The organism is Terrabacter sp. Soil810 (assembly GCF_001429645.1).
Lineage (GTDB): Bacteria > Actinomycetota > Actinomycetes > Actinomycetales > Dermatophilaceae > Terrabacter.
This window is the reverse complement of record NZ_LMSW01000011.1, coordinates 1,765,093-1,790,411: the sequence shown is the minus strand read 5'-3', so window position 1 is coordinate 1,790,411 and position 25,319 is coordinate 1,765,093. Positions and strand designations below refer to the sequence as shown.

General features: G+C 71.3%; 23 protein-coding genes and 1 riboswitch. Of the genes, 21 read left to right on the top strand and 2 right to left on the bottom strand.

Translation table 11 applies throughout. The annotated features are described in order from the left end of the window. Positions 1-47: 47 nt before the first annotated feature. Together ASG96_RS14220 and ASG96_RS14215 are read right to left on the bottom strand one after the other, a co-directional pair. Positions 48-1,445, bottom strand: coding sequence for an acyltransferase (locus tag ASG96_RS14220; protein ID WP_057588267.1), 1,398 nt, complete (start codon positions 1,443-1,445; stop codon positions 48-50). Then, positions 1,442-2,665, bottom strand: coding sequence for an acyltransferase (locus ASG96_RS14215; protein WP_057588266.1), 1,224 nt, complete (start codon positions 2,663-2,665; stop codon positions 1,442-1,444). Before ASG96_RS14215 ends, ASG96_RS14220 begins: the two co-directional genes overlap by 4 nt. A 296-nt stretch (positions 2,666-2,961) precedes the next feature. Further along, positions 2,962-3,074, top strand: a riboswitch (SAM riboswitch). 33 nt (positions 3,075-3,107) lie between these two features. Between ASG96_RS14215 and ASG96_RS24675 the strand changes: the two genes are divergently transcribed. From ASG96_RS24675 to uvrB, 21 genes are all read left to right on the top strand, one after another. Beyond that, entirely contained in the window at positions 3,108-3,191 is an 84-nt protein-coding gene (locus ASG96_RS24675) for a putative leader peptide (protein ID WP_369791901.1), read from the top strand. A 163-nt stretch (positions 3,192-3,354) separates the two neighbouring features. Continuing rightward, a complete protein-coding gene (locus ASG96_RS14210) occupies positions 3,355-4,419 on the top strand; it encodes an amino acid ABC transporter permease (RefSeq protein ID WP_056757265.1) in 1,065 nt (354 codons plus the stop codon). Further along, on the top strand, positions 4,416-5,177 hold the full coding sequence (locus ASG96_RS14205) for an amino acid ABC transporter ATP-binding protein (RefSeq protein WP_056757262.1): 762 nt from the start codon (positions 4,416-4,418) through the stop codon (positions 5,175-5,177). The genes ASG96_RS14210 and ASG96_RS14205 overlap by 4 nt, the downstream gene beginning before the upstream one ends. 88 nt (positions 5,178-5,265) lie before the next feature. Beyond that, positions 5,266-6,261 (top strand): ABC transporter substrate-binding protein, encoded by a 996-nt coding sequence (locus ASG96_RS14200; protein WP_157610847.1) that lies wholly within the window; start codon positions 5,266-5,268, stop codon positions 6,259-6,261. A 32-nt stretch (positions 6,262-6,293) separates the two neighbouring features. Continuing rightward, positions 6,294-7,325 carry a transporter substrate-binding domain-containing protein gene (locus ASG96_RS14195; protein ID WP_057588264.1) on the top strand — a complete coding sequence of 344 codons (1,032 nt, stop codon included), beginning with the start codon at positions 6,294-6,296 and terminating at the stop codon, positions 7,323-7,325. Positions 7,326-7,334: 9 nt separating this feature from the next. Next, positions 7,335-8,465, top strand: coding sequence for an NADPH-dependent FMN reductase (ssuE, locus tag ASG96_RS14190; protein ID WP_057588263.1), 1,131 nt, complete (start codon positions 7,335-7,337; stop codon positions 8,463-8,465). Then, a complete protein-coding gene (locus ASG96_RS14185; RefSeq protein WP_057588262.1) occupies positions 8,462-10,465 on the top strand; it encodes an FAD/NAD(P)-binding domain-containing protein in 2,004 nt (667 codons plus the stop codon). Before ssuE ends, ASG96_RS14185 begins: the two co-directional genes overlap by 4 nt. Beyond that, on the top strand, positions 10,455-11,609 hold the full coding sequence (locus tag ASG96_RS14180; protein WP_057588261.1) for an LLM class flavin-dependent oxidoreductase: 1,155 nt from the start codon (positions 10,455-10,457) through the stop codon (positions 11,607-11,609). Before ASG96_RS14185 ends, ASG96_RS14180 begins: the two co-directional genes overlap by 11 nt. After that, complete coding sequence (locus ASG96_RS14175; RefSeq protein WP_057588260.1) at positions 11,606-12,376, top strand: DUF1684 domain-containing protein; 771 nt, start codon at positions 11,606-11,608, stop codon at positions 12,374-12,376. Before ASG96_RS14180 ends, ASG96_RS14175 begins: the two co-directional genes overlap by 4 nt. Then, a complete protein-coding gene (locus ASG96_RS14170) occupies positions 12,373-13,431 on the top strand; it encodes an LLM class flavin-dependent oxidoreductase (protein WP_057588259.1) in 1,059 nt (352 codons plus the stop codon). The genes ASG96_RS14175 and ASG96_RS14170 overlap by 4 nt, the downstream gene beginning before the upstream one ends. A gap of 58 nt (positions 13,432-13,489) precedes the next feature. Continuing rightward, positions 13,490-14,440, top strand: a complete 951-nt coding sequence (locus ASG96_RS14165) for a carbohydrate ABC transporter permease (protein WP_200962701.1) — start codon at positions 13,490-13,492, stop codon at positions 14,438-14,440. After that, positions 14,437-15,369 (top strand): carbohydrate ABC transporter permease, encoded by a 933-nt coding sequence (locus tag ASG96_RS14160; RefSeq protein WP_157610845.1) that lies wholly within the window; start codon positions 14,437-14,439, stop codon positions 15,367-15,369. The genes ASG96_RS14165 and ASG96_RS14160 overlap by 4 nt, the downstream gene beginning before the upstream one ends. 69 nt (positions 15,370-15,438) lie before the next feature. Then, positions 15,439-16,740 (top strand): ABC transporter substrate-binding protein, encoded by a 1,302-nt coding sequence (locus tag ASG96_RS14155; protein WP_057588258.1) that lies wholly within the window; start codon positions 15,439-15,441, stop codon positions 16,738-16,740. Positions 16,741-16,898: 158 nt separating this feature from the next. Then, a complete protein-coding gene (locus tag ASG96_RS14150; protein ID WP_056757235.1) occupies positions 16,899-18,014 on the top strand; it encodes an ABC transporter ATP-binding protein in 1,116 nt (371 codons plus the stop codon). A gap of 1 nt (position 18,015) precedes the next feature. Continuing rightward, a complete protein-coding gene (locus ASG96_RS14145) occupies positions 18,016-18,897 on the top strand; it encodes a glycerophosphodiester phosphodiesterase family protein (protein WP_056757231.1) in 882 nt (293 codons plus the stop codon). Positions 18,898-19,147: 250 nt separating this feature from the next. Continuing rightward, the gene (locus ASG96_RS14140; protein ID WP_082591776.1) at positions 19,148-19,807 is read left to right on the top strand and encodes a TetR/AcrR family transcriptional regulator; all 660 of its coding nucleotides are present in this window, start codon (positions 19,148-19,150) and stop codon (positions 19,805-19,807) included. A 2-nt stretch (positions 19,808-19,809) separates the two neighbouring features. Next, a complete protein-coding gene (locus ASG96_RS14135; RefSeq protein ID WP_056757228.1) occupies positions 19,810-20,271 on the top strand; it encodes a PPOX class F420-dependent oxidoreductase in 462 nt (153 codons plus the stop codon). A 128-nt stretch (positions 20,272-20,399) separates the two neighbouring features. Beyond that, positions 20,400-21,608: a dephospho-CoA kinase gene (gene coaE / locus ASG96_RS14130; protein WP_057588257.1), complete on the top strand. Its 1,209-nt coding sequence runs from the start codon at positions 20,400-20,402 to the stop codon at positions 21,606-21,608. Positions 21,609-21,651: 43 nt separating this feature from the next. Then, positions 21,652-22,701 carry a biotin/lipoate A/B protein ligase family protein gene (locus ASG96_RS14125; RefSeq protein WP_056757223.1) on the top strand — a complete coding sequence of 350 codons (1,050 nt, stop codon included), beginning with the start codon at positions 21,652-21,654 and terminating at the stop codon, positions 22,699-22,701. Between the two features lie 77 nt (positions 22,702-22,778). Continuing rightward, positions 22,779-23,162: a YciI family protein gene (locus tag ASG96_RS14120; RefSeq protein WP_056757220.1), complete on the top strand. Its 384-nt coding sequence runs from the start codon at positions 22,779-22,781 to the stop codon at positions 23,160-23,162. A 40-nt stretch (positions 23,163-23,202) separates the two neighbouring features. Continuing rightward, on the top strand, positions 23,203-25,317 hold the full coding sequence (uvrB, locus tag ASG96_RS14115) for an excinuclease ABC subunit UvrB (RefSeq protein ID WP_056757217.1): 2,115 nt from the start codon (positions 23,203-23,205) through the stop codon (positions 25,315-25,317). Positions 25,318-25,319 lie beyond the last annotated feature (2 nt).

Sequence of the window (25,319 nt, the reverse complement as noted above, 5' to 3'; positions counted from 1 at the left end):
TCACGGTCCGGGGCTCTCGTGCGTCCGGCCCTCGGTCGCGGACGAGGTCAGTCGCGGACGGGTCCGTCGTAGTCGTAGTCCTCGAACCCGTCGTCCCAGTCGTCGGGTGCCTCGACGGCCGCGACGACGGTCCCCGAGGAGCGCCGCAGGGAGGGGCCGGGTCGGGCGGTGCTCGTCGACGAGCCGGTCACGGCCGGCGTCGGTGCCGGCGACGGCTGCGGCGCAGGGGAGGTCTGGACCAGCCCAGGGCTCGGCTCCACCACGGCGGGCGGGTCCGCCAGGCGCACGGTGCGGCCCACGCGGCCGACCACGGCCGTGACCGGCCGCCCGACGAAGCGCTCGACGAGGTGGACGACGGCGGCCAGGAGGCCGAGGGCGACGGCGGTGCGTGCCGCCGGGGGCCAGTCCGGCGTGTGGCGCATCAGGAGCTCGAAGACAGGCACGTGCCACGCGAAGATGCTGAGCGACGCCACCCCGAGCCACGCGAGCCGGCGCTCCGAGAGGAGGCGGACGGCATACGCCTGCGGGTCGAGGGGGCTCGCGCAGCCGAGGACGAGCAGGGCGCACGCGACCGTGAGCACGATGCCCTGGACCTTGAAGTAGGCCCCGATGTCGTAGAACGCGCACGAGACCACGACGCCCACGACGACGAGGAGCGAGCCGCCCACAAGGGTCGCCGACTGGCGACGGAGACCGGCCCGGACCCTGCCCGGGAGCAGGTCGACGACCACGGCCGCCAGCGCGCCGTAGAGCAGCCCGTCCATGCGGGTCGTGGTCATGAGCGAGGCGACGAACCAGCCCTGCGTGTCGTAGACGTGCCAGCGCCAGACCGTGACGACCGGGATGGCCGCGGCGAGCAGGCCGGCCAGGAGCCGGCGGTGTCGCGCGAGCAGCAGGACGAGGACGAGAAGGACGACGTAGAACTGCAGCTCGATGCTGAGGTAGTAGAGGGGGCCGAGGTCGCTGCGGGCGTCGAGGGCGTGGTTGCGGACGTAGACGTTCCACCAGTACGTCGCCACGGCGAGCAGCGAGCTGTTCGTGGCGGAGCGGGAGTTCGGGTCGGTCGGGTCGATCTCCGCGACGACGGCGACGACCGCGAGCAGGAGGTAGACCTGCAGGCTGATCCTCACGAGCCGGCGGGTGAACGAGACCACCGGGCCGCGGAGCCCGTCGCGGGACCGGGCCGCGAGCAGGCCCCGGGTGACGAGGAACCCACCGACGACGAGGAAGATCGTCACCCCGATGCTCCCGGCGGCGAACAGCCCGTCGAGCGGGCCGAGGTCGGGGCGCAGCTGCTCCGGCCAGACCTTGCCGAGGTGCGACAGGACGACGAGGACGATCGCGATCCCGCGGAAGCCGTCGAGCACCGCGAGGCGGGACGCGCTGGCCGGGTGCTCCGGTCGGGTCGGCGGCGAGGTGTTCGCCGCCGCCCCCTTCGTGCTCACGGCTCGCCCGCCGGGGCGGCGGGCGACGTCGGGCGTGCCGTCCCGGCCGGCACCGGCCCGGGAGCGGTCTCGAGCCGGCGCGGCCGGAGGTGGGTGGCCAGCCAGATCCGGGTGGGCTCCTCGATGAAGCGGTGGGAGGACCACACGACGACGCCGAGCACGAGGGCGGCGACGAGAGTCCGGGTCGGCCACTGCCACGTGGTCGTGTGCCGGGCGACGAGGGCGAAGACCGGGAGGTGCCAGATGAAGATGGCGAGCGACGCGCGCCCGAGGTAGCCGAGCGGCCGGGTGGACAGGGCCCGCGACGCGACCGTGGGAGCGGGGTCGAGGAAGATCGTCGCCACGAGGACCCCGCCGACGAGCGTGAAGACGATGCCCCACTCGTGGAGGTACTGGAAGGGCGGGAGCTCCTGGAGGCTGCCGACGAGGACGACGAGGGCGACGGCGCTGGCGGTCATGGCATGCCCGGCCCGGTGACGCAGGGGCGCCAGCCACGGCAGCACCACCGCGACGAGCACGCCCAGCACGAGGCCGTCGGAGCGTGTCGTGGTGGAGCTGTGCGCGACGATCCACCCGTCTGTCGCGAAGACGTGGTAGCGCCACACCGTGATGGCCACGAAAAGGGCGGCGAGGGCGGCTGCGAGCGCACGACGACGGGCACCCAGCAGCACGACGACGAGTGGGAGCAGGAGGTAGCACTGCTGCTGGACGCTGAGGTACCAGAGGTGGAAGAAGTCGGGGCGGGCCTCGAGGAGGTGCTGCTCGGTGTAGGTGTTCCACGTGAAGGCCAGGACATTGAGCACCGACTGGTTCGTCGTGTGGGCGCTCGTCGTGTCGGTGGGGTCGATGCGGTGCAGCACGAGGATCGCGACCGTGAAGGGGACGAGCTGCACCCCGAGGCGCACCACGCGTCGGGCGTAGAAGCGCACCGGGTCGATGACGCCGAGCTCGCGCTCCCGCAGCAGGCCCCGCGTGACGATGACGGCGCCGATGACGAAGAGCAGCGACACGGCGCCACCTCCGAAGAAGCCGCCGAGGACCGGGACGGGGAGGACGAGGTCGGTGGGCCACAGGTTGCCGTTGGCGTGACCGAGCACGACGAGGACGATGACGATCCCGCGCAGCCCGTCGAGCGCGGCGATGCGTCGGGTCGACCCGGGGCCGACGGGTGTCGGTGGGGTCGTGGCGGGCGCGTCAGTGCGACCTGGTCCGGCAGTCACGCGCGTGAGACTACCCGGTGGTAGCCCGGGAGTGGCGGGGGTCGTCGAGGCTGCGGGACGGTGGGCGACGCGCCGAGGCGAGCCTGCTGTCTCAGGATGCAAGAAGGGCCTGAGCCTATTTCCGACTGGATTACTAGGAATTAAGTCCGCCGACAGTCCGTTGCCATGCTGGAAATCCATTGGGAGGCAAGGGAATACAAGGTTCCGACGGCGGGTGCGCACCCGGTCCTGGTGCCGAGGAAGTGCCCGATTCGGCGATTGACGGGTGCCACGCGCCCTTCGTAGTGTCGTCCACAGGTCAAGAGCTCCAGTGCCAAGCCCCGGCTCGCTGGACAGCAACCCTCCACCGCGGCGGGGTGCTCCGGGTGAGGACCAGGCCGTCGCCAGCAGGCGACGGCAAGCGCGGACTCGCTGTGGTCGGGTCCCGGACCGAGGAGCCGACATGGCGCGCACGACGAGCACCCACCTGGTGCTACGCCGCCACGTCGACCTGCTCCGCGTGTCCAGCGCGCTCTGTCGTCCCTGACGACGTCTCGGTCGCCGACTCCTCGGCCGGCCGGTCGGCGCCCATGGCCCCAGCGGTGATCCCGCAGGGACAGGCGCCAGCACGCACCCCACGCGGCGCACGCCGCCTCCCTGCCACCCGTCCCCGGTGACGGGTGCCCGAGCGATCCCTCCAGGAGCCCCACGTGCCATCACTCTCGACCGTCCGGCGCTCGGCGCCGACGGCACCTCCGTCGCCACGGGCGACCGAGCCCGTCCCGCCGACCGGCGCGGACCACCCTGCGACCCCACCAGCCCCGCACACCGTCACGCCGTCCGTCGACCGGCCGGTCCTCGCCGTCGTCCCGCGTCGCAACCCCTGGACGTGGGTCGGCGTCGCCGGAGTGGGCCTGCTCGTCGCGATGTTCGTCAACGGCCTGGCGACCAACCCCGGCTGGGACTGGCCGACCTTCGGTCGCTACTTCGCGACCGAGACCGTCATCCGGGCCCTCGGCACGACCATCCAGCTAACCGTCCTCGGGACCGTGGCCGGCTTCGCCCTGGGGCTCGTCCTCGCGGCGATGCGTCTCTCGTCCAACGCGTTCCTGCGGACCGTGGCGTGGGCCTACATCTGGGCGTTCCGGTCGATCCCGCTCATCGTGCAGCTGCTCTTCTGGTTCAACATCGCCTACCTCTACCAGACCATCAGCGTCGGCGTGCCGTTCGGCCCGTCCTTCGCCAGCGTCGAGACCAACGACCTCCTCGGGGCCCTCGGCGCGGCCGTGCTCGGCCTCGCCCTGCACCAGGCGGCCTACGCGGCAGAGATCATCCGCGGAGGCATCCTCTCCGTCGACGAGGGGCAGCGCGAGGCGGCGTCGGCGCTAGGTATCCCGCGGCGCCGTCAGCTCACGAGGATCGTGCTGCCGCAGGCGATGCGCTCGATCCTGCCCAACGCCGCGAACGAGGTCATCAGCCTCTTCAAGGGCACCTCGATCGTCTCGGTCCTCGCGATCCCGGAGCTCTTCTACCAGGTGCAGGTGATCTACGGCCGCAACTCCCGGGTCGTGCCCCTCCTGCTCGTGGCGACGGTCTGGTACATCATCCTCACGACGCTGCTGTCGGTCGGCCAGTACTACGTCGAGCGCCACTTCGCCCGGGGCAGCGCCCGTTCCCTGCCCCCGACGCCGCTCCAGCGGCTGCGTGCCCGGTGGGCCGGGTTCGCCACGCAGGCATCGCAGGCCACCCGTCGTCCCGAGCAGGCTGTCCGATGACCGCCGTCGTCGACCTGCGCGGCGTCACGAAGTCGTTCGGGGGCCACCGGGTGCTCGACGACGTCGACCTCGAGCTCGCCGAGGGCACCGTGACCGTCATCCTCGGTCCGTCGGGATCGGGCAAGTCCACGCTGCTGCGGACCATCAACCACCTGGAGAAGATCGACCGGGGTCAGGTGCGCGTCAACGGGACGCTCATCGGCTACCGGCAGGTGGGTGAGCGCCTGCACGAGCTGCCCGAGCGGGACATCCTGCGCCAGCGCAGCCGCATCGGCTTCGTCTTCCAGCAGTTCAACCTCTTCCCGCACCTCACCGTCCTCGAGAACGTCGTCGAGGCGCCGGTGTCGGCGCAGCGCCGGCGACGGTCCGAGGTGGAGGTCGAGGCCCGGGCCCTGCTCGCGCGGGTCGGTCTGGGGGACAAGGCGGCCGCCTATCCGCGTCAGCTCTCCGGTGGCCAGCAGCAACGGGTCGCCATCGCCCGCGCCCTGGCCCTGCACCCCGACGTCATCCTCTTCGACGAGCCCACCTCAGCCCTCGACCCCGAGCTCGTCGGCGAGGTCCTCGCCGTCATCAAGGAGCTCGCCCGCGACGGTGCCACCCTCGTCGTCGTGACGCACGAGGTCGGCTTCGCCCGCGAGGTCGCCGACACGGTCGTCTTCCTCGACGGGGGCCGCATCGTCGAGCAGGGACCGCCCGAGCAGGTCATCGACCACCCCGCCCACGCACGCACCCGCGCCTTCCTCGACCGCGTCCTCTGACGCCGCCCACCACCCCACCACCCCACCACCCCTCAGGCCGTACCGGCCATCCATGACTCGCACCCATCGGGTGCCGAGAGGAGTCCTCATGCCCGCACGTCCCCACACCGTCCACCGCCCGACGACGTATGCCGTCACCGCCCTCGTGGTCGCCGCCTCCGTCGCGCTCACCGGCTGCTCCGGAGCCGCAGAGGCCAGCTCGGGAGGCCCCGCGACCCAGGCCGGGCCGACCGTCAACACCTCCCCGGACCAGAAGCGCATCACCGCCGCCAAGGACGAGAAGGCCGCGGCCCTGCTGCCGGCGGCCATCCGGGAGCGGGGCACGATCACGGCCGCCAACGCCGGGGCGGGTGGCGGCACGCCGCCGCTCGTCTTCACGGCCGACGACGACAAGACCGTCATCGGCGTCGAGGTCGACCTCGCGCACCTCTTCGCCGACAAGCTCGGCCTCAGGGTCGAGACGCCCGCGACGAGCTGGGAGAACGTCTTCCTCGGCATCGACTCGGGTCGCTACGACGTGGCCCTGACGAACGTCACGGTCACGGAGGAGCGCAAGGAGAAGTACGACTTCGCGACCTACCGCAAGGACGACCTCGCCTTCGAGGCGCCCAAGGGCGGCACGTGGAAGGTCACGAGCGGCAGGGAAGTCGCCGGCAAGACCATCGCCGTCGGCTCCGGCACCAACCAGGAGAAGATCCTCCTCGACTGGAACGAGGCCAACATCAAGGCCGGGCTCGCACCCGCCGAGGTGAAGTACTTCCAGTCGCAGACGGACTACTACCTCGCGCTGTCGTCGCACCGGATCGACGCGTACTTCGGCCCCAACCCGAGCGTCGCCTACCACGTCGCGACCGCCGGGCAGACCGAGGCCATCGGTCACTTCTCGGGCGCCGGGGAGTCCCTGCAGGGACTCATCGCCGTGCTGACGAGGAAGGGCTCCGGCCTCGCCGCGCCCTACGCCGCCGCCATCAACTCGGCGATCGCCGACGGCAGCTACGCGAAGGTCCTCCAGCGCTGGAACCTCAGCACCGAGGGGCTCGCGAAGTCCGAGGTCAACCCGCCCGGCCTGCCCAAGACCGACTGAGCCACCCACACCACCCCAGGAGACGAATCATCATGCACCACAGCAAGACCCATGCGCCTGCTGGCCGCCGTGCGATCGTCGTCGCGGCCGCCCTCCTGTCGACCGTCGGTGTGCTCGGAGCCTGCGCCGACCCGGTCAGCACCGGGACGACGCAGGTGGACCCGAAGGCACTCGGCGACTCGAAGGTCCTCCCCGTCTCGTTCGACACCTCGGCGAACGCGAAGCGCCCGGCGGGCACCCTGCATCCGGAGATCGCCGCGACCCTGCCGGCCGACGTCAAGGCCAGGGGCACCCTGGTCATCGGCAGCGGCGGCGCGGGCGGCGGCATACCCCCTCTGGCGTTCACGGCCGACGACAACACGACGCCGATCGGGGTGGAGGTCGACGTCGCCCACCTCGTCGCCGACGTCCTCGGCCTCGAGGCCGACGTGCAGACGACGAGCTGGGAGAACCTCTTCATCGGCATCGACTCGGGCAAGTACCAGGTCGCGATCTCCAACGTCGGCGTCTCCGAGGAGCGAAAGGAGAAGTACGACTTCGCGACGTACCGGCTCGGGCTGCACGCGTTCGAGGCCAAGAAGGGCTCGACGCTGCAGGTGCGGGGGCCGGCCGACATCTCGGGCAAGAAGGTGGCCGTCGGGTCGGGGACCCTGCAGGAGGCGATCCTGCTGCGCTGGAACGAGGAGAACGAGAAGGCCGGACGCGCGCCCGCCGAGCTCGTCTACTACCAGGGCACGACGGAGTACTACCTCGCTCTCGACTCCGGTCGCATCGACCTCTACCTCGGCCCGAACCCGACCGCGACCTACCACGTCGTCACGGCCGGCAGGACGCAGATCGTCGGCACCGTGTCGTCGAGCTTCCCGATCCCCGGGAAGGTCGGTGTGCTGACGAAGAAGGGCAACGGCCTGGCCAAGCCGATCGCGGACGCCATCAACGCCGCCATCGCGGACGGCAGCTACGGCAAGGTCCTCGCCCGGTGGGGCCTCACCGCGGAGGCGGTGCCCGCCTCCGAGGTCAACCCCGCCGGGCTGCCCAAGCCCACCGAGACCTCGGCGAAGTGAGGCGCTGACATGGCCACCATCGTCACCATCGCCTCGAGCCCGTCGGCGGCGTCCCGCACGGATGCCGTCCTCGGCCACATCGAACGCCGTCTCGCCGTGCGAGGCCACGACGTCCAGCGCGTCGTCGTGCGCGACCTGCCCCCGGAGGCGCTGCTGCGTGCCGACGCCACCGACCCGCAGATCGCGGCGGTCGTGGCGCGGATCGAGGCGGCGGACGCCGTCGTCGTCACGACACCGGTCTACAAGGCGGCCTACACCGGGCTGCTCAAGACGCTGCTCGACCTGCTCCCGCAGTACGCACTGCGGGGCAAGTCGGTGCTTCCCGTCGCCACCGGCGGCAGTGCGGCGCACGTGCTCGCCGTCGACTACGCCCTGCGGCCGGTGCTCGTCTCGCTCGGCGCGGAGCACGTGACCCAGGGCTGGTTCGTGCTGGCCTCCGACGTGCAGGTCTTCCCCGCCGACGGCGGCGTGCTGCTCTCGGAGTCCGCCTCCCGAGCCCTCCATCAGGTCACGGAGTCGTTCCTCACGCACGTCGCGCGGCACCGCCGCGACGAGGTGCCGGCCCTCGACGACGACGACGTCGTGCTGCGCGTGTCCCCGCACGACGACGTCGCGGCCCCGCTCCTCGAGGACCTCGTCGTCGAGTACGGCACGCGCTACGGGCTGTCGACGCCCCACACGCAGCTGACAGAGGTCCCGGTCAGCGACTTCGAGGGACCCCACGGGGCGTTCGTCGTCGTGCTCCGAGGCGGGCAGACGATCGCCGGCGGGGCGATCCGCCGCCACGACGACGAGACCGCCGAGGTGAAGCGGGTCTGGACCCACGCCCAGTTCCGTCGTCAGGGACTCGCCCGCAGGGTCCTGATCGAGCTCGAGAAGGCCGCCGCGGGGCTCGGGTACCGGAGGATCCACCTCACCACGGGGCCACGCCAGCCCGAGGCACGCGCGCTCTACCTCGCAGCCGGCTACCTCCCGGCCTTCGACCTGCACGCCGACCCCGAGTCGATCGGCCCGCACGCCTTCGACAAGGAGCTTCCGGCGGGGACGGTCCTATCGGGCGCGTCCGCCGTGCCCGCCGTGCCCGGCGTGTCCGCCGGGTCGCCCGGGCTGCGCTCGTACCGGGACTGGGGTGCGGCGTGACCGGCCGACGGATCGTCGTCGTGGGGGCCGGACCGCGGGCGCTCGGCCTCGTCGAGCGCCTCGGCGCCAACGCGGGCGTGGTCGGCACGCCGGGGGAGCGGGTCGAGGTGCACGTCGTCGACCCGCACCCGCCGGGCACCGGTCGGATCTGGCGGGCAGCCCAGTCGCCCCTGCTCTGGATGAACTCCGAGGCGCAGGACGTCACGGTCTTCACGGACGAGTCGGTCACGTGCGAGGGACCGGTCGTGCCGGGGCCGTCCCTGTCCGAGTGGGCGGCCGGTCCCGAGGCGAGCGCCGCGGCGGCCGGGCTGTCTGCCCGCTCCTTCGCGCCCCGCGTCGTCCAGGCGGACTACCTCGACTGGGCCTGGGGACGAGTCGTCGGTTCCCTTCCGGAGGCCGTCAGCGTGCACGTCCACGCGAGCCGGGCCGTCGGACTCGTCGACCGCGGCGGGTCCCAACGCGTCGGCCTGGCCGACGGGCGGCACCTCGAGGCGGACCTCGTCGTCCTCGCGCAGGGGTATCTCGACCAGGCTCCCGCCCCCGGCGAGCAGCGGCTCCTCGACGTCGCGGCCGCCCAGGGACTCACCTACGTCCCCCCGGGGCACACGGCCGACCTCGACCTCGACGGGCTGCAGCCGGGGGAGCCCGTCGTCGTCCGCGGGATGGGCCTGGCGTTCGTCGACCTCGTCGTCCTTCTCGGCGAAGGCCGCGGCGGCACGTTCACCGGCGACGGCACGCAGCTGACCTACCACCCGAGCGGCCGTGAGCCGGTGCTCCACGTGGGGTCACGTCGCGGCGTGCCCTACCACGCCAAGCTCGGCTACGAGGTCCGCGAGGGTGTCGCCGGACCGGCCCCGCTGCGCCACCTGACCCGTGAGCGCCTCGCCACCCTCGGCGGCGGCACGTCGGTCCTCGACTACCGGAGCCAGGTCTGGCCGCTCGTCGTGCTCGAGCTCGCGGCGGCGCACTACCGCCGGCTCTTCGAGGCCCACCCGGAGCGGACCCGAGGCACCCTCGAGGCGCTCGAGCGCGCCCTCGCCAGGGCCGACGTCACGAACGGGGAGCTCACGGCCGTCGCCGTGGCGCACCTGAGCGACCCCGAGGACGTCTTCGACATCCACCGCATCGACCGGCCGCTCGACGCCGTCCTCCACGACGGGACGTCGCCCGACGAGGTGGAGCGCCTCGTCGCAGAGCACGTCGGACACGACCTGACCCGTCGCGCCGACCCGTCGCGGTCGAGCGACCGGGCCGTCTTCGACACGCTCCTCGCGGTGTATGCCGTCCTGACCGAGCTCGTCGTGACCGGTCGCCTCCTCGACGAGGACCGGGTGCGGCACGTGGAGGGGCACTTCCACGGGCTCTTCTCGTTCCTGGCCAGCGGACCTCCGCCGCGTCGGCTCGCCGAGCTGCTGGCGCTGCACCGGGCGGGCATCGTCCGGTTCCTCGGCCCGCACCTCGAGCTCGTCATCGAGGACGGTGCCTTCGTCGGGCGCTCCGGAGACCGTGAGGTGCGGGCCCGGGCAGCCGTCGACGCGAGGCTGCCCCGACCCGACAGCGCCCTCGTCACCGACCCCCTCGTCGCCGGGCTGCTGGCCTCGGGCGAGCTGCGCTCGCGGCCCGTCACGGCTTCCGACGGGACCGCTCTCGGCGCGGGGCAGCTCGTCGACGACGCCCGGGCGCGGGCCGTCCGTGCCGACGGCAGCGTGCACCCGCACCGCTACCTCGTCGGCCCCGCGGTGTCGGGGTCCGTCGGCGCCGGAGGCTTCTCCCGGCCCCGCTTCAACGGGCCGGGGTTCCGCCAGAACGACGCCGTCGCCCGAGACCTGCTCACGGTCGCCCTGGCAGGGCGCACCACGCCCGCGCACCTCATCAGCTCCTCGTCGCACCGACCGCCACGCAGGGCACCGGTCCACGTGCGGGACCACGACGACGCCCACCGACCGCAGCACGACCCCCGAGACACCCCGAGAGAGAAGGACCACCGTCATGCCAGTTGAGTTCCTCGGCATCGCCGCCAACCACGACGGCACGGAGACGACCGCACGCAGCGCGGGCGCCCTCGACCTGTCGTACGCCACGAAGCTCGCCCGCGCCCACGAGGACAACGGCTGGGACCGCGTCCTCTTCGCCTACCACTCCGGCTCACCCGACCCCGCACAGGTCGCCGCCCACGTCGCGGCGAACACCGACCGGCTCAACCTCGTCGTCGCGCACCGGCCCAACACGGCCTACCCCACCCTGACGGCGAAGACCTTCGCCACGCTCGACCACATCAGCGACGGCCGCTTCGAGGTGCACGTCATCACCGGAGGCAGCACCGCGGACCAGGCCGCGGAGGGTGACCACCTCGACAAGGACGCCCGGTACGCCCGCACGAGGGAGTTCATCCAGATCCTCAAGCAGGCGTGGACGAGCGACGAGCCGTTCGACTTCGACGGCGAGCACTACCGTTTCGAGGGCTTCCTCGCCGACATCAAGCCGCTCCAGACCCCGCGCCCGCGGATCTCCTTCGGCGGGTCGAGCCCGGCGGCATACGCCGTCGGTGCGCAGGAGGCTGACGTCTTCGCGCTGTGGGGCGAGCCGCTCGCCGGCACGGCGGAGCAGATCGAGACGATCCGCGCTGCCGCCGCCCATGCCGGGCGTGCCCTGCCGACGATCCAGGTCGCCTTCCGGCCGATCCTCGGAGCCACGGACGAGCTGGCCTGGGACAAGGCCGAGCGCACCCTCGGCGACATCCGGGCGCACAGAGCCGCCGGAGGCTCTGCCTCGCGGGGACGCTTGCGCCGCAACGGCTCCCAGCCCGAGAACGCAGGGTCGCAGCGGCTGCTGGCGGCCGCGGAGTCGGGGGAGCGCCACGACCGTGCCCTCTGGACCGCGACGTCGGCCGCCACGGGGGGAGGCGGGAACTCCACGGCCCTCGTCGGCACCCCCGAGACCGTCGCAGCGGCGTTGCTCGACTACTACGACCTCGGGGTGCGGATCTTCTCGGCCCGCGGCTACCACCTCTACGACGACGCCGTGGACTTCGGGCGGCACGTCATCCCGCTCGTGCGCGACGAGGTCGCGCGTCGGGAGGCGGCCGCGGCCACGGCCGACACGGCCGACACGGCCGACACGGCCGACCGGGCGGCCGTCGCATGAGCGCCACGGACGAGTGGCTCGCGTGGCGCACCGCGCGGGAGACCGACCTCGCCCAGGAGCACGGCTGGCTCTCGCTGACCGCGTTCGCCTGGCTCCCTGACCAGGCGGCGAGCCTGCCCGGCCTCCCGGGCCGCTGGTGGGCGGACGACTCCGGAGCCCATGTCGAGGCGGACCCCGGTGAGTCCCTCCGGGTCGGGGACGAACCGGTCGCCGGACGGGCCACGGCGGACGTCGAGGAGTCGGGTTCGCGACTCTGGGTGAGGCACGGGGACCGCGTCGTCGAGCTGCTCCGAAGGGGCGGGAGGCTCGCCGTGCGCACCCGTGACCCACAGGCACCGACGCGGTTGGGCTTCCGCGGCGTGCCGACGTGGGAGCACGACCCCGACTGGGTGCGACCCGGCCGGTTCACGCCGTCCGACCGCCCGGCGCGGGTGGCGGTGCGCACCGCGCGTGACGACCTCGTGCAGCACGCCACCGTCGTCGGCACGGTCGACGTCGACATCGACGGCGTGCGCCACCGACTCAGCGCGGTCGCGGCCGGAGACGGCCTGGGGCTGCTCTTCCACGACACGACGAACGGTGATGCCTCGGCGCCCTGGCGCACCGTCACGACGTCGGCGCCGGACCCCGACGGCAACGTCGTCGTCGACTTCAACCGCGCGGTCAACCTTCCCTTCGCCTTCACGGCCCATGGCACGTGCCCGGGGCCCGTCACGGGCAACCGCATCGCCGTCCCCGTCACGGCAGGGGAGAAGCGGCCGGCATGAGGTTCGCCACCTACACGCTGCTCGACACGAGCCCCGACCCGGTCACCGGAGTCGCGCGCACCCAGACGCAGGCTTTCGAGCACGTCGCGCACCAGGCCGAGTGGGCCGAACAGCTCGGGTTCGACGCGTTCGGCGTGGGGGAGCGGCACGCCCAGCGCTTCGTCTCCTCCTCGCCGCCCGTCGTCCTCGCCCACCTCGCGGCGCGCACCACTCGCATCCGCCTCATGACGACCGTCACGGTGCTCTCGCTCCTCGACCCGGTCCGCGTCGCCGAGGACTACGCCACCCTCGACCACCTGAGCGGCGGACGGCTCGACGTCGTCATCGGCAAGGGCAACGACCCGGACCAGAACGCCCTCTTCGGGCTCGACCTCGAGGGGCAGTGGGAACGCAACGCCGAGAAGTACGAGCTGCTCCGGCGGCTGTGGCGCGAGGAGCGCGTGACGTGGTCAGGCCGGTTCCGGCCCCCGCTCGTCGACGCGACCACGCAGCCGCGGCCGCTCCAGCAGCCGATTCCCGTCTGGCACGGCTCCGCCAGCTCCACCGAGTCGACCGAGCTCGCGGCGCGCTGGGGCGACCCGCTCTTCTCCGCCAACGGCTTCCACCCACTAACGAAGTACGCAGCCCTCGTGCGTCACTACCGCGAGCGGTGGGAGGCGCACGGCCACGACCCGGCGGACGCGGTCGTCGGTGCCGGGTTCCTCGGCCTGCTCGTCGCCGACACGACCCAGGAGGCGCTGCGCCTCTACGAGCCTGCCTTCGAGGCGTTCCGGCGCTCACCCGGCGCGGTCCACAACCGGCTGCCCTTCACGACCGTCGAGGAGTACGCCCGGGACAGCTCCGCGCTCATCGGTTCGCCCGCCGAGGTCGTCGACAAGATCGGTCGGTACCGCGAGGCGTTCGGCCACGAGCTCTCGGGCGTCTCGCTCGATGTGCCGGGCCTACCGGAGGCCGTCACGCGACGCAGCATCGATCGGTTCTTCGCCGACGTCGCGCCCGTCGTGCGCCGCGAGCACCCGTCGCGACAGGAGTTCAGACACGCGTTGAATGCCTGACGCACCAAAGCCGCAATCGGTGCATTCGCGCGGCTAGGTTGGCCGGGTGCAGTCATCGGTGACCCATCCCCGCAGCGCCACGCCCGGAACCGGGGGACCCCCGCCCGAGGTCGGGCCACCCCCGCGACGGTCGAGCGGACGGGCCTGGGAGTGGTCGCTCGCGGCCCTCCTGCTCCTGCCCAACCTCGTGCTCCTCATCGTCTTCACCTACCGTCCGCTGCTCGACAACATCAGGCTGTCGTTCACCGACTGGAACGTCTCCTCGCCCATCGCCAACCCCGTGGGCCTGTCGAACTACATCGAGTGGTTCGGGCGTGACGACACGAAGATCATCGTGCGCAACACGTTGGTCTTCACGGTCGCGACGGTCGGCATCTCGATGGCGGTCGGGCTCGGCCTCGCGCTGCTGCTCGACCAGAAGCTCAGGGGCCGCAACCTCGTGCGCTCGGTCGTGTTCGCGCCGTTCGTCATCTCGGGCGCCGCGATCGGCATCGCGTTCCAGTTCGTCTTCGACCCCAACTACGGCCTCATCCGCGACCTGCTGGTCCGCATCGGCGTCGGGGTCCCGGACTTCTACCAGGAGCCCGGATGGGCCCTGTTCATGGTGACCGTGACCTACATCTGGAAGAACATCGGCTACACGTTCGTCATCTACCTGGCCGCCCTCCAGGGCCGGCGCGCCGACCTCGACGAGGCGGCCGAGATCGACGGGGCGTCGGCCTGGACCCGCTTCCGCCGGGTCCTCATGCCACAGCTGCGGCCGACGACCTTCTTCCTGTCGATCACGGTGCTGCTCAGCTCGGTGCAGGTCTTCGACATCATCAACGTCATGACCCGAGGCGGTCCACAGGGCAATGCCACGACCACCCTCGTCTACCAGGTCTACCAGGAGACGTTCGTCAACCAGCGCGCCGGCTACGGCGCCACGGTCGCCACGGTCATGTTCGTCATCCTGCTCGCCGTCACGGTCGTCCAGGTGCGCTTCATGGACAGGGGGAAGAAGGCATGAGCACGTCCACCATCCTCGGGACCCTCGACGACGAGAAGGCACCTGAGGCGCCCACCCGGCGTCGGCGCCGACGCGCGTCGCACAACGTGAAGGCGTCGACCCACAACCGTGGACCGCTCTGGACCGCAGCGGGATACGCCGGCATGGTCCTCGTCGTCCTCGTCGTCGCCGTCCCGCTCTTCTGGATCCTCATCACGTCGTTCAAGGAGCGCGGCGACATCTACGTCCGTCCGGCGCAGTGGTGGCCCGACCCCGCCACCACCGCGAACTACAGCGAGCTGACGACCCGCATCCCGTTCTTCGACTACGTCCGCAACTCGGTGATCATCACGTCCGCGACGTCGCTCGCGAAGATCATCCTCGGCGTCATCAGCGCGTACGCCCTGTCGCTGCTGCGCTTCCCGGGGCGCTCGATCGTCTTCCTCGTCGTCATCGCGGCCCTGATGGTGCCCAACCAGATCACCGTCATCAGCAACTACGCGCTCGTCGCGCAGCTCGGCTGGCGCAACACCTACCAGGGCATCATCATCCCGCTGGCCGGTGTCGCCTTCGGCACCTTCCTCATGCGCAACCAGTTCCTCAACCTGCCCGGAGAGATCATCGAGGCCGCCCGCCTCGACGGGGCGGGGCCGATGAAGCTGCTGTGGCGCGTGGTCATGCCCATGTCGTGGCCGACGCTGGTGGCGTTCGCGCTCATCACGGTGGTCAACGAGTGGAACGAGTACCTCTGGCCGTTCCTGATGGCCGACGACGAGTCGACGGCCACGCTGCCCGTCGGTCTGACGTTCCTCCAGAACAACGACGGCGTCACCAACTGGGGGCCGGTCATGGCCGGCACCGTCCTGGCGATGCTGCCGATCCTCGTGCTGTTCCTCTTCCTCCAGCGGCAGATGATCAAGGGCCTCACGGCGGGGGCCGTGAAGAGCTGAGTCCTGCTCTGCCGCAGGCCGATCCATACCAACGACCCCAACCCACCACCACAGGGAAAGGCACCATCCATGAACGAGTTCTCACGTCGAGGCTTCCTCGGCCTCGCCGGGGCCGCCGGCGTCGCCGGTCTCGCGGCCTGCGCCGGCACGGGCACGGCACCGTCGACGGGCAGCGGGGGCGGCTCGAGCAACACCATCGAGTTCTGGAGCAACCACCCCGGCAACAGCAAGCCGGTCGAGCAGGAGATCATCAAGGCCTTCGAGGCGGCCAACTCCGGCCTCAAGGTCAAGCTCGTCGACGCCGGCAAGAACTACGAGGAGGTCGCGCAGAAGTTCAACGCGTCGCTCGCCGGCGGCTCGCTGCCCGACGTCGTCGTCGTCTCGGACGTCACGTGGTTCAACTTCGCGCTCAACAAGCAGCTCAGCCCGCTCGACGAGCTGCTCGCGACGGCGAAGCTCGACACGTCCGACTACGTCGACGCGCTCTACAACGACTACAACCTCGACGACAAGCACTACGCGCTGCCGTTCTCCCGGTCGACACCGCTCTTCTACTACAACAAGGACCTCTGGAAGGCCGCCGGTCTCGAGGACCGTGGCCCCAAGGACTGGGACGAGTTCCTCACGTGGGCACCGAAGCTCAAGGCCGCCGCCGGCTCCGACAAGATCGTCATGGAGCTGCCCGACGGCTCGAACTACCTCGACTGGGTCTTCCAGAACATGGTGTGGGGCTACGGCGGTGCCTACTCCAAGGAGTGGACGCCGACGTTCTCGGACCCCAACACCGTCAAGGCCGGCACCTACCTGCAGAACCTCGCCAAGGACGGCTACCTCAAGCTCTCCAAGGACCCGGCGCCCGACTTCACGGCCGGCATCGTCGGCTGCAGCATGATGTCGACCGGATCGCTCGGCGGCGTGGCCAAGGACGCGAAGTTCCCGGTGGGCACGGCGTTCCTGCCCACGGACGGCAACTGCCCGACGGGTGGCGCGGGCGTCGGCATCCCGGCCAACATCTCCGACGACCGCAAGAAGAACGCGCTGACGTTCATCGAGTTCCTCACCAATGCCCAGAACACCGTCACCTTCACGCAGGCCACCGGGTACATGCCCGTGCGCAAGTCGGCCGTGGAGCTGCCGGAGGAGAAGGCGTTCCTCGAGAAGAACCCGAACGCGAAGACGGCGATCGAGCAGCTGCCCAAGACCCGGTCGCAGGACAACGTCCGCGTGCTGCTCCCCGGTGGTGGCGCGCGCATCGGCAAGGGCCTCGACCAGATCGTCCAGGGCCAGGACGTCGCGACGGTCTTCAAGGCGCTCGACGCCGAGAGCCAGCAGGTCTTCGACTCGCAGATCAAGAGCAAGCTGGGCGCCTGACGCGCCACCGCACCACCTCGGTCGTATGCCGTCCGGCGGGCTCCGCGCGGACCCGCCGGACGGCGTTCCGGACTGACCTGGGAGGTGCGAGCAAGCTCGCGTCCTCCCACGTCCCCGGCTCCAGACCCCCCGAACCAGAACGACCCGAGAGGCCACCGATGGCAACCGTGTACTTCGACGAGGCGACTCGTCGGTTCTCCAAGGACGACGACGCCCCGGCGGTCGACGGCATCACGCTCGACATCGCCGACGGTGAGTTCCTCGTCCTCGTCGGCCCCTCGGGCTGCGGCAAGTCGACGACGCTGCGCATGCTCGCCGGCCTCGAGCCCGTCGACGGCGGCCGGATCCTCGTAGACGGACACGACCAGAAGGGCGTGCGTCCCCGCGACCGCGACATCGCCATGGTCTTCCAGAGCTACGCGCTCTACCCCAACATGTCCGCGGCCCAGAACATGGCCTTCGCCCTCGACAACGCGAAGGTGAGCAAGGCCGAGACGAAGCAGCGGGTCGCCGAGGCCGCCAAGATCCTCGAGCTCGAGCCGCTGCTCGACCGCAAGCCGGGCCAGATGTCCGGCGGGCAGCGCCAGCGCGTGGCGATGGGCCGGGCGATCGTGCGCAACCCCAAGGTCTTCTGCATGGACGAGCCGCTGTCCAACCTCGACGCCAAGCTGCGCGTCTCGACGCGTTCGCAGATCGCGGGTCTCCAGCGGCGTCTGGGGATCACGACCGTCTACGTCACCCACGACCAGGTCGAGGCGATGACGATGGGGCACCGTGTCGCGGTGCTGCGCGACGGGAGGCTCCAGCAGGTCGACACGCCGGAGCGGCTCTACGACCACCCGGTCAACACCTTCGTGGCGGCCTTCATCGGATCGCCGGCCATCACCCTCGTCGAGTCGGAGGTCCGCGAGGGTGTCGCCCGCGTCCACGGCGTATCCGTGCCGCTCGACCGTGCCGTAGCCGGCCGGGCGGGGGAGAAGGTCGTGGTGGGGCTGCGGCCCGAGTCGTGGCACGTCGTCGAGACGCCTGCGGACGGAGCCCGGGACGGGGCCGACGCGTCGGCCCTCGCGCTCAACGTCGAGCTCGTCGAGTCCCTCGGCTCCGAGTCGTTCGTCTACGGCCGTCCGGTCGGTGCGGACGAGGGCACCGACCGGGTCACGGTCCGCCTCGACAAGCGCACGCACCTGACCGTCGGCGACACGGTGCACGTCGAGCCCAACCGCGGCGAGGTCCACCTCTTCGACGCGACCTCCGGCGAGCGGATCGAGGCCTGACATGTCCGCTCGCCCCGGCCCCTGGGCCTCGGGCCGGTTCGACGTCGAGGGGCACCGTGGTGCCAAGGGGCTCGTCGTCGAGAACACCCTGGCGAGCTTCGCGGCCGCGTACGACGCCGGGGTGACCGGTGTCGAGCTCGACGTCCGGCTCACGTCCGACGGTGAGGTCGTCGTCTGGCACGACCCGGTGCTGCTGCCGGGCAAGTGCCTGCCGACCGGTCCCGACGTCGTCGGGGCCCGCGTCGCCGAGCTGACGCTGGAGCAGCTGCGCACGGTCGACGTCGGCAGCCAGACGCTCGCCGGCTTCCCGGACCAGCGCCCCTCGCCGGGCGCCCGCATCTCGACGCTGGACGAGGTGCTGGCCCACGGGCGAGAGCGCGCGCCCGACGTGTGGTGGACCATCGAGCTCAAGGTCAACCCGCTCGACGCGGGGGAGTCCGCGAGCCGGCGCCAGCTCCTCGATCGCGTCCTGTCGAGCGTGCACGACGCGGGCCTGGAGCGGCAGTGCTTCATGCACTCCTTCGACTGGGCGGTGCTCGAGCTGTCGGCCGAGCTGGCCCCCGGGGTCATCCGTTCGGCGCTCGTCGAGGCCTCCGTGACGTGGATGCCGGGCAGCCCGTGGACCGGGAGCGTGACGGTGGGGGAGTCGCATGACGACGTGTGCGCCGGTGCCGCTGCCGTGGGCGCCCAGGTGATCTCACCCGAGCACGTGCTCGTCGACGCGGACTTCGTCGACCGCGCGCACCGGGCCGGACTCGCGGTGCTGCCGTGGACGGTCAACGAGCCGGACCGCATGGTGGCGCTCGTCGAGGCGGGGGTCGACGGCATCGTCTCTGACTATCCCGACCGCGCCCTGTCGGTGCTCACCCCGGCCCCTGCCTGAGGGAAGAGGCCCCCGGCTCACCCGGCTGAGCCCCAGCGAGGGGCCGGACCCCCGTGGTCCGGCCCCTCACTTCCCCTCCGGTGCCCCGCCGGGGCGGGCGCTGTGGCGCTCGTGGCACACTCGTCCGGTCGACAGGCGCCGATGTCGGCGCTGCAACCGCCTGGTGCAGCAGCTGGGTGGGGACCCCTGGACCCCACCCATTCGCTAGAACGCCGTTCCAGCGAACTCATGATGCTTTCGAAGGACTCCGATGTCAACAGACCGGGCGTACGACAACAGCTCGAGGGCGGAGGCAGCCCTCGCGACGCGGCGCCGGATCATCGAGGCGGCCCGCGACATGCTCCTGCGCGACGGGTACCACGCGATGTCGGTCAGCGCCCTCGCCTCGACCGCGGGCGTCAGCGCGCAGACCGTCTACAACGCCGTCGGTGGGAAGGCGGCGGTCGTCAAGGCCGTCTACGACGTGCTGCTCGTCGGTGACGACGCCCCCGTGGCCATGCAGGATCGGCCCGAGTTCCGGGCCATGTCGGCGGCCCCCGACCGTGAGAGCTTCGTGCGGGCCTACGCCGCCTTGTGCGCGACCATCTACGAGCGCGTCGGGCCCCTCCTCGGCGTCCTCCTCGCCCAGGGTCCCGGGGGCGACGCCGGCCTGCAGGAGTTCGTCGCGACCATCGACCGCGAGCGACGGGTCGGCAACACGAACGCCCTCAACGCGCTCGACGCGGCCCACGGCATACCTCCGCACCTCGACCGTGAGCGGTTCATCGACATCGTCTGGACCGTCACGGCTCCAGAGATCTACGACCGCTTCGTGCGACGGTGCGGGTGGACCCACACGATGTATGCCGCCTGGCTGGCCGAGGCGGTCGTCGCGGTCTTCGACCGCGCCAGCACCCACCAGGAGGACTGAGCATGCCCCGCCAGATCGCGACCAACACCCACGTCGACCTCGACGCGCTGCTCGACTTCGTGCGTCCGCGCCACTCCATGGTGCTCATGACGCAGCGTGCCGACGGTCGGCCGCAGGCCTCGCCAGTCACCGGCGGCGTCGACGAGCAGGGACGCATCGTGATCTCGACCTATCCCGAGCGCGCCAAGACGACGAACGCGCGCCGGAGTCCCCAGGTCAGCGTCCTCGTGCTGTCCGACGACTTCGGCGGCGAGTGGGTGCAGGTCGACGGGGACTGCGAGGTCATCGACCTCCCCGACTCCGTCGAGCCGCTCGTCGACTACTTCCGGGCCATCTCCGGCGAGCACCCGGACTGGGACGAGTACCGCCAGGCGATGCGCGACCAGGGCAAGTCCCTGCTCCGCGTCACGCCCACCCGGTGGGGCCCGGTGGCCACCGGCGGCTTCCCCGCCCGCCTCGCCTGAGCATCCCTTCCTGAACCAGCGTTCGACGCCGAGCGCAGTGTCACAGCACGGCTTTCGAGACCGAACGCAGCGTTCGGTGCTCGCTCCCGCTCGGGCGGGCGCCGGGACCCGCACGTAGGCTGGCGCCCGTGCTGCGCGTGGGAGTCACCGGTGGGATCGGGTCGGGCAAGTCCACGGTCTCGCGACGGCTGGCCGAGCTCGGCGCGCACGTCGTCGACGCCGACGCCGTCGCGCGCGAGGTCGTCGAGCCGGGGGAGCCGACGCTCGAGCGCATCCGCGAGCGCTTCGGCGTCCACGTCCTCCGCGACGACGGGAGCCTCGACCGGGCCGCCCTGGCCGCGATCGTCTTCCCCGACCGCGACGCGCTCGACGCGCTCGACGCGATCACCGGGCCGGCCATCGCCGCCCGGGTGGCGCAGCAGCGGGCGGCCGTGCCCGACGGGGTCGTCTCCGTCTACGACATGCCGCTCCTCGTCGAGCGCGGGCTCTGGGTGCACGAGCACCTCACGGTCGTCGTCGAGGCCGATGCCGAGACACGCGTGCGGCGGCTCGTCGAGCAGCGTGGCCTCTCCGCGGACGACGCCCGGCACCGCATCGCCGCCCAGGCCACCGACGAGCAACGGCGCGCGGTGGCCGACGTCGTGCTCGACAACTCCGGCACCCCGGACGATCTCGTCCGGGCCGTCGAGGCCCTCTGGCACGAGCGGCTCGTGCCCTACGAGGCGAACCTCGGGTCCGGCACCCGAGCACGACGCCCCGACCTCGCACGTGACTGCGTCGTCGAGCCGCGACCGGACTGGGAGCCCCGGGCCGAGCGCGTCGTGGCACGCCTCGCGGCAGCACTCGCGCCCACGGGTGTGGCCACGGAGGTGTCGCACATCGGGTCGACCTCCGTGCCCGGGCTGATCGCCAAGGACGTCATCGACGTCCAGGTCGGGGTCCACCACCTCGACGACGCCGACCGGGACGACGTCCGGCAGGTCCTGCGGGACGCCGGCTACGTGTCTTCCCACGGGGTCCACAGCGACACCCCCCACCCACTCGGCTCGGACCCTGCTGCCTGGGTCAAGCGCTTCCTCGGCGGCTGCGACCCCGCGAACCACGTGCACGTCCACGTGCGCGAGCACGGCTCCGCCGGCTGGCGCTTCGCGCTGCTCTTCCGTGACTCGCTGCGCCACGAGCCCGCCGAGCGCGACGCGTACGCCGCGGAGAAGCACCGACTGCTCGGCCTGCACGAGAGCACCTCCGACTACGTCGTGGCCAAGGAGGCGTGGTTCGAGGGCGCGTGGCTGCGCGCGACCGACTGGGCCGAGCGCACGGGGTGGCAGCCGCGGTAGGAGCATGCGGCATACGCGCGCGGTGTGCGGTGTTGAGCGTGACATGCGTGGTGAGTACAAGGTTCCCGGTGGCAAGCTCGTGGCGGTCGACCTCGAGGAGGACGGCGGACGGCTGGCGCAGGTCAGCGTCTCGGGCGACTTCTTCCTCGAGCCCGACGAGGCGCTCGGCGACATCAACGCGGCGCTGACGGGCATGCCGGTCGACGCCGGTGTCGAGCAGCTGGCCGGAGCGGTGAACGGCGCGCTCGCCGACGACGTCTCGCTCATCGGCTTCACCGCGGAGTCGATCGGCATCGCGATCCGGCGTGCCCTCGGCAAGGCGACCGGGTGGGACGACCACGACTTCGACGTCATCCCGGCACGCGTGCTCGACCCGGCCCTCCACGTCGCGCTCGACGAGGTCATCGCCCGCGAGGTCGCGGCGGGGGAGCGGCCCCCGACCCTGCGGTTCTGGGACTGGGACAGCCCGCTCGTCGTCATCGGCTCGTTCCAGTCCGTCCGCAACGAAGTGGACCCGGAGGGTGCCGAGCGCCACGGCATCGACGTCGTGCGCCGCATCTCGGGCGGGGGAGCCATGTTCATGGAGCCGGGCAACACCATCACCTACTCGCTCGTCGTGCCGACCTCGCTCGTCGAGGGCCTGAGCTTCGAGCGGTCCTACTCCTTCCTCGACGAGTGGGTCATCGAGGCGCTCGCCGAGATCGGTGTCACCGCCCACTTCGTGCCCCTCAACGACATCGCGAGCGACCGCGGCAAGATCGGCGGCGCCGCGCAGAAGCGCTTCGTGTCCGGCGCCGTGCTCCACCACGTGACGATGGCCTACGACATCGACGCCGACAAGATGCTCGAGGTGCTGCGGATCGGTCGGGAGAAGATGAGCGACAAGGGCACGAAGTCGGCCAACAAGCGGGTCGACCCGATGCGCTCGCAGACGGGCATGACCCGCGACGCGATCCTCGAGTCGTTTTCCGCGACGTTCGCCCGTCGCTACCGGACGACCCTCTCCGACTACACGGCCGACGAGCTGGAGCAGGCGCAGCGGCTCGTCGACGACAAGTTCGCGACCCCGGAGTGGACCCACCGCGTGCCGTGATGTCGAGGACGGCGTGTCGGCTCCGACGTCCCCTGCGAGGCGGCAGACTGGCCGCCCGCGAACCGAAGGGACCGACCATGAAGTACGTCATCCTCATCCACTCCAACCCCCAGCCCTGGGGTCACCCGACCGGGAACTTCGTCGCCGAGGCGCTCGCGCGACCGCAGGAGGAGCGCGACGCCGGAGCCGCCGCCTTCGACGCGATGCTCGAGGAGCTCTCGAAGAGCGGCGAGCTCAAGGGTGGCGAGGCCCTGGGCGACCCGGCAGAGGCCCGGCTGTACCGGTGGGACGTGAGCGGCACGGTCGCGACGGACGGACCGTACGCCGAGAGCAAGGAGCACCTCGCCGGCTTCTTCCTGCTCGACGTCGACTCCCGGGAGCGGGCGGAGGAGCTCGCCGTGACGTTCGCGGGGCCCGGCGACACCGTCGAGCTGCGCCCCGCGTACGTGTGGGAGGAGTAGGCGAGTGGGCGCTGTCGGTCGTGCGACGTACGGTTGAGCCATGCGTCCCACGACCGACCTCCAGCGCACGGTGGCCCCCTTCGAGGTGATCTCCGAGTACACCCCGAGCGGTGACCAGCCCACGGCGATCGCCGAGCTCGCGCGGCGGGTCCGGGCGGGAGACACCGACACCGTGCTGCTCGGCGCCACCGGCACCGGCAAGTCGGCCACGACCGCCTGGCTCATCGAGCAGGTGCAGCGGCCGACGCTCGTCATGGCGCCCAACAAGACGCTCGCCGCGCAGCTGGCCAACGAGTTCCGCGAGCTGCTGCCCAACAACGCCGTCGAGTACTTCGTCAGCTACTACGACTACTACCAGCCCGAGGCGTACATCCCGCAGACCGACACCTACATCGAGAAGGACAGCTCGGTCAACGACGAGGTCGAGCGGCTGCGGCACTCGGCCACCAACTCCCTGCTGACCCGGCGCGACGTCATCGTCGTCGCCTCGGTGTCGTGCATCTACGGCCTCGGCACGCCACAGGAGTACGTCGACCGGATGGCCCGTCTCAAGGTCGGCCAGGAGGTCGTGCGCGACGACCTGCTGCGCCGCTTCGTCGAGATGCAGTACACCCGCAACGACCTCGCCTTCACGCGGGGCACCTTCCGGGTCCGCGGCGACACCGTCGAGATCATCCCGGTCTACGAGGAGCTCGCGATCCGCATCGAGTTCTTCGGCGACGAGATCGAGCGCATCTACACGCTGCACCCCGTGACGGGCGAGGTCGTCAACGAGGAGCAGGAGATGTACGTCTTCCCGGCCTCGCACTACGTCGCCGGCCCCGAGCGCATGGAGCGCGCCATCCGCGGCATCGAGCTCGAGCTCGAGGACCAGCTGGCGCTCTTCGAGAAGCAGGGCAAGCTCCTCGAGGCCCAGCGCCTGCGCATGCGCACGACCTACGACCTCGAGATGATGCGTCAGGTCGGCTTCTGCAACGGCATCGAGAACTACAGCCGCCACATCGACGGCCGCACGTCCGGCTCGGCCCCGAACTGCCTCATCGACTACTTCCCCGAGGACTTCCTCCTCGTGCTCGACGAGTCGCACCAGACGGTCCCGCAGATCGGCGCGATGTACGAGGGCGACATGTCCCGCAAGCGGATGCTCGTCGAGCACGGCTTCCGACTGCCGAGCGCCATGGACAACCGTCCGCTGAAGTGGGAGGAGTTCCTCGAGCGCATCGGGCAGACCGTCTACCTCTCGGCGACGCCGGGGGAGTACGAGCTGGCCAAGTCCGGTCCGCCCGTCGAGCAGATCATCCGACCCACCGGGCTCATCGACCCCGAGGTCGTGCTCAAGCCGACCAAGGGCCAGATCGACGACCTCATGCACGAGATCCAGGAGCGCACCGAGCGCAACGAGCGCGTCCTCGTCACCACCCTGACGAAGAAGATGGCCGAGGACCTCACCGACTACCTCCTCGACAAGGGCATCCGGGTCCGCTACCTCCACAGCGACATCGACACCCTGCGCCGGGTCGAGCTGCTCCGCGAGCTGCGCACCGGCGTCTTCGACGTCCTCGTCGGCATCAACCTGCTGCGCGAGGGTCTCGACCTGCCCGAGGTGTCGCTCGTGTCCATCCTCGACGCCGACAAGGAGGGCTTCCTCCGGTCGGCCCGGTCGCTCATCCAGACGATCGGTCGTGCGGCGCGCAACGTCTCGGGTCAGGTCCACATGTACGCCGACAAGATCACGCCCTCGATGGAGCAGGCGCTCGACGAGACCAACCGGCGCCGCGAGAAGCAGATCGCCTACAACACCGAGCACGGCATCGACCCGACCCCGCTGCGCAAGAAGATCGCCGACATCACCGACCTGCTCGAGCGCGAGGACGCCGACACCCAGGAGCTGCTCGGCTCGGGGCGCATGCAGTCCCGGGGCAAGAGCGGCGCGGGACGTGGCGCCATGGCCGCCGACGTCGGCGTCTCCGCAGGCGGTGCGACCAACCGCCCGGCCGACATGGCGGCGGCCGACCTCGCCGGTCTCATCCAGGAGCTCACGACCCAGATGCACCAGGCCGCGGCCGAGCTCCACTTCGAGCTCGCAGCACGTCTGCGCGACGAGATCGGCGACCTGAAGAAGGAGCTGCGGCAGATGAGTGCCGCGACGCGGTGAGG